The organism is Vibrio sp. V03_P4A6T147 (genome assembly GCF_002241085.1).
GTDB classification, from domain to species: domain Bacteria; phylum Pseudomonadota; class Gammaproteobacteria; order Enterobacterales; family Vibrionaceae; genus Vibrio; species Vibrio anguillarum.
The window spans coordinates 1-3,370 of record NZ_NDIO01000420.1 but is presented as its reverse complement, the minus strand read 5'-3'; the positions used below and the strand labels follow the sequence as shown (position 1 = coordinate 3,370).

2 protein-coding genes and 1 pseudogene are annotated in these 3,370 nt (G+C 39.5%); all 3 read right to left on the bottom strand.

The genetic code is table 11. The features are described 5' to 3' along the window. Positions 1-1,129: pseudogene (locus B9J84_RS15895) on the bottom strand (diguanylate cyclase); the annotation flags it as partial. Next, entirely contained in the window at positions 1,113-2,159 is a 1,047-nt protein-coding gene (locus B9J84_RS15890; RefSeq protein WP_094124546.1) for a spermidine/putrescine ABC transporter substrate-binding protein, read from the bottom strand. The gene B9J84_RS15890 and the pseudogene B9J84_RS15895, both read right to left, overlap by 17 nt. 215 nt (positions 2,160-2,374) lie before the next feature. Continuing rightward, positions 2,375-3,370: prephenate dehydratase (gene pheA, locus B9J84_RS15885; RefSeq protein WP_143698882.1), on the bottom strand; the 996-nt coding region annotated here is incomplete at its 5' end.

The window sequence follows — 3,370 nt, the reverse complement described above, 5'->3', positions numbered from 1 at the left end:
AATCAATATACAAAACCCAGATGTTATCTGTGTGTCTTGCGTTTGCTAGCACTCTTTCTACTGATTGTTGAAAGTGGTGGCGATTGGCAAGTTTTGTTAAGTGGTCGTATTCTGCAAGTGCTTTTGTTTTCTTATATGTGGTATCAAGCTCCTGATACATATCGTAAAAACGAGAGGATAGCCGGCCAATTTCATCGTTACTCTTAAGAGTTTCGATATTGTCACGCTGCTTATTCTCTACTTCTTTCAATTGTTGATCTAATTGGGATATGGGCTTGATTACATGCCGGTATAATAAATACAAAAGCAGCAACACAGTCACTAGAGTCGATATTCCAAACGACAACGCTAACCGTTTTTTAATGGCATAAAGTTTGTCGTTAATTAGATACTGTGCAGGATCAAGCGTGGCATAAAGATCTGATTTTAATTCAACAGTTTGCGTTAATCCTACCTTTTTAATATCCGCTGCGTCAGTGAAAAAAATGGTACTTCGGTTATCAAATTCTATTTTCTTCATCAGTCGATTAAAGGGTTCTAGTACGACGAAAACAACAACAAAGAAAATTTTATCGCGGTTATAGCTAAGCGGTGTCGTAAGTGTTTGAGTATCTAAAACATCATACCGAACTAGAATACCTTCACCGCTGGAATTTGTCGTATAGTCAACATAAGAGGTTTTCTGTGTGCTATCGAAAGTGTTTTGTATGTGGTTGAGAATTTTTGTATCGATTTTGGCGAAGGGGTCACCACTATTTTCGGCATAATAAAGAACATTTTTGCTGCCATCCAAAATAGATAACGCAATAAAATTATTCTCTTGTGATTGGAGAATCTCCAATGTTTGCTGAAAGTTATCAACCAGTTCTAACTCTCGATAAGGGTTGCGCTCATGTGCAACGTAGTGACGAATGATATCGCTTTTCGTTAGGGTGTAAGCGTAGCTATTCACCAGGTATTGGGTCTGACGAAAGTGACCCGCGAGTTTTTCCATACTCAGTTGAAGATAGCTTTCTTCTCTTTTCAGCAAAGCATCTTTTTGATTGGAGTAGATAATGTAACTAGATGCCACTGCACTGAGAAGAATAACCGGTGTTATCAGCAACAGAATTCTATTGTTGAGCTTCATGTTGTTCCAAAATACTGTTAATGATTTTTGCTCTCAAACTAATATCGGCAGGGAGCAATTCGCTATCAATAATGCCTTGTTCTAACAAAGCTGGGTTTGGAAATAATGATGCATCATTTCGGTAACTATCTGGCATTAAATTTAGGGCACTTAAGTTTGGTGTCGCAGCTTTAATATCTTTTGCATTTATTGCGGCAACTTCTGGGCTCAATAAGTGGTTTATAAACTCTTTTGCATGCTCTTTATTTTTTGAATTGCTGTTGATGGCTAAACAATCCACCCAAATATAGGGTCGGCCTTGCGGGGTGACAAAATCCCAATCATTGCTGCCAAAATACTTATTCAATGAAAATTGGTCACCGCTATATGCGAGTGCCATATCTAAGCCATCACTGTCAGGATGGCTTCGGACGTAACTCAATATATATTCATAGGTTAAGATATTGCGATTCACGGATAGCATCTTTTGATAAGCCTGTTTCAGTGAATTATCGTTATTTGTAATTGGCGATTGTTGTTGGGCATACAATGCTGGCAACAGGGTTTCAACTGTATCGTGAAGCATCCCCACATGGCCTTGGAGTGCTGGTGGCATGTCGATGAGATCAGCCCAGTTTTTGGGTTTGGCTGGAAATTTACTTTTTTTGTAGACGATGCCTACGGTTCCCCAAAAGTAAGGAATAGCGTGGCTACCGCACGCTTGATTCCATTTCGTATCATTATGCTTTCTATTCGGTAGAGCACTAAGATCTTCAAAGGTGTTGAGCCGAGAGTAGATAAGAGCTGATACGTTATCTAACACTACAATATCAAAAGGTAGCTGGACACTTTTGACCATCAATAGACTGCGTTCATCGTCATTATCAAAATGATATAGATTAATATCGATGCCGCTGCTTTGCCGCCATTGATCAACGATTTGCGGTGACATAGTGTCTTCCCACAAATAAATATTGAGCTCTGAGCTTCGAATGTGCGCTGAAATGCCTAGTAGAAATAGCATTAAAGCCAAAGGATGGATTTTCATCATGATATAAGTAGATGAACCTTATTTATTGGAAAAGGGCATCGTTCACAATGAAAGTGTCACAGATATCTTATGACGTGCGGAATATATTCCGTGAATTCAAAGTAGGCTGACAGCCCAAAACATAGTGATTAATTATGTGTGAAATGATTGGGCATTATATGAACTATGTTGATGGCTGTCAGCTGACTTCTGTCAAATATTTGACTTAAATGTGATTATTGAAGTTTTACTTGGGTCGGTTTAACATTTTCGCTTGGGTAGCAACCTAATACTTTTAAATGCTTAGTGATTTTTGTTAGCTCATTCAATGCTTGCTGCATTTCAATGGAATCAAGATGTGATTCAAGATCAACATAGAACATTTCTTCCCAAGGATTACCCATAATAGGTCTCGATTCCAATTTGGTCATATTGATACCGTAGCGTTGTAGCACTAACAAGCTTTCAACAAGTGAACCAGCTTGTTGCGATGTCGACATGATTAATGTCGTCTTCGCTGGAATTTGAGTAGAGACTTCCACGGGTTTTCGCGCAACAACAATAAAGCGAGTCTGGTTTTCTGTTTGATTGGCGATATTAGATTTGATCGATTGTAAGCCGTACAGTTTACCGCTGGAGGCATTGCCAATTGCGGCAACATCGTTTCGATTAAGCTGCTGTACTTTTTGCATCGCATCAGCGGTGCTAGCACAGGTTTCAAGTGTAACGCCTTTTAGGCGGCTTAAAAATTCGCTGCACTGCTGGTGGGGCTGTGGGTGTGAATAAAGAATTTTGAGCTCTTCCAAACGTAATTCAGAGGTGGCGACCAAGCAGTGCTCAATCGGTAAAGTGAGCTCACCGACAATGTACAAGGTAGTATGTTGCAGCAAATCATACACTTCGTTAATTGAACCTGAACTGGTATTTTCAATCGGCAATACCCCATAGTCAGCATGACCTGATTCAACTGTTTTAGTGACTTCTTTAAACTGATCGCAATTGAGTTCGATCAACTCTGTATTTTTACGACTGAAGTACTCACGGGTTGCAAGATGGGAGTAAGAACCTTTAGCACCTAAAAAAGCAACCCTTGCCAGCGGTTTACGGCTCAGTTGCGGATTGGCTAGATTCTGCAAGTATGCTTGCTGTAGCAAGACGGAGTCTTCAATGATGGTATGAAATAGTTTAGTAATATACTGAGCATCTAAATTGTATTTTTCTTTACCAGTGTT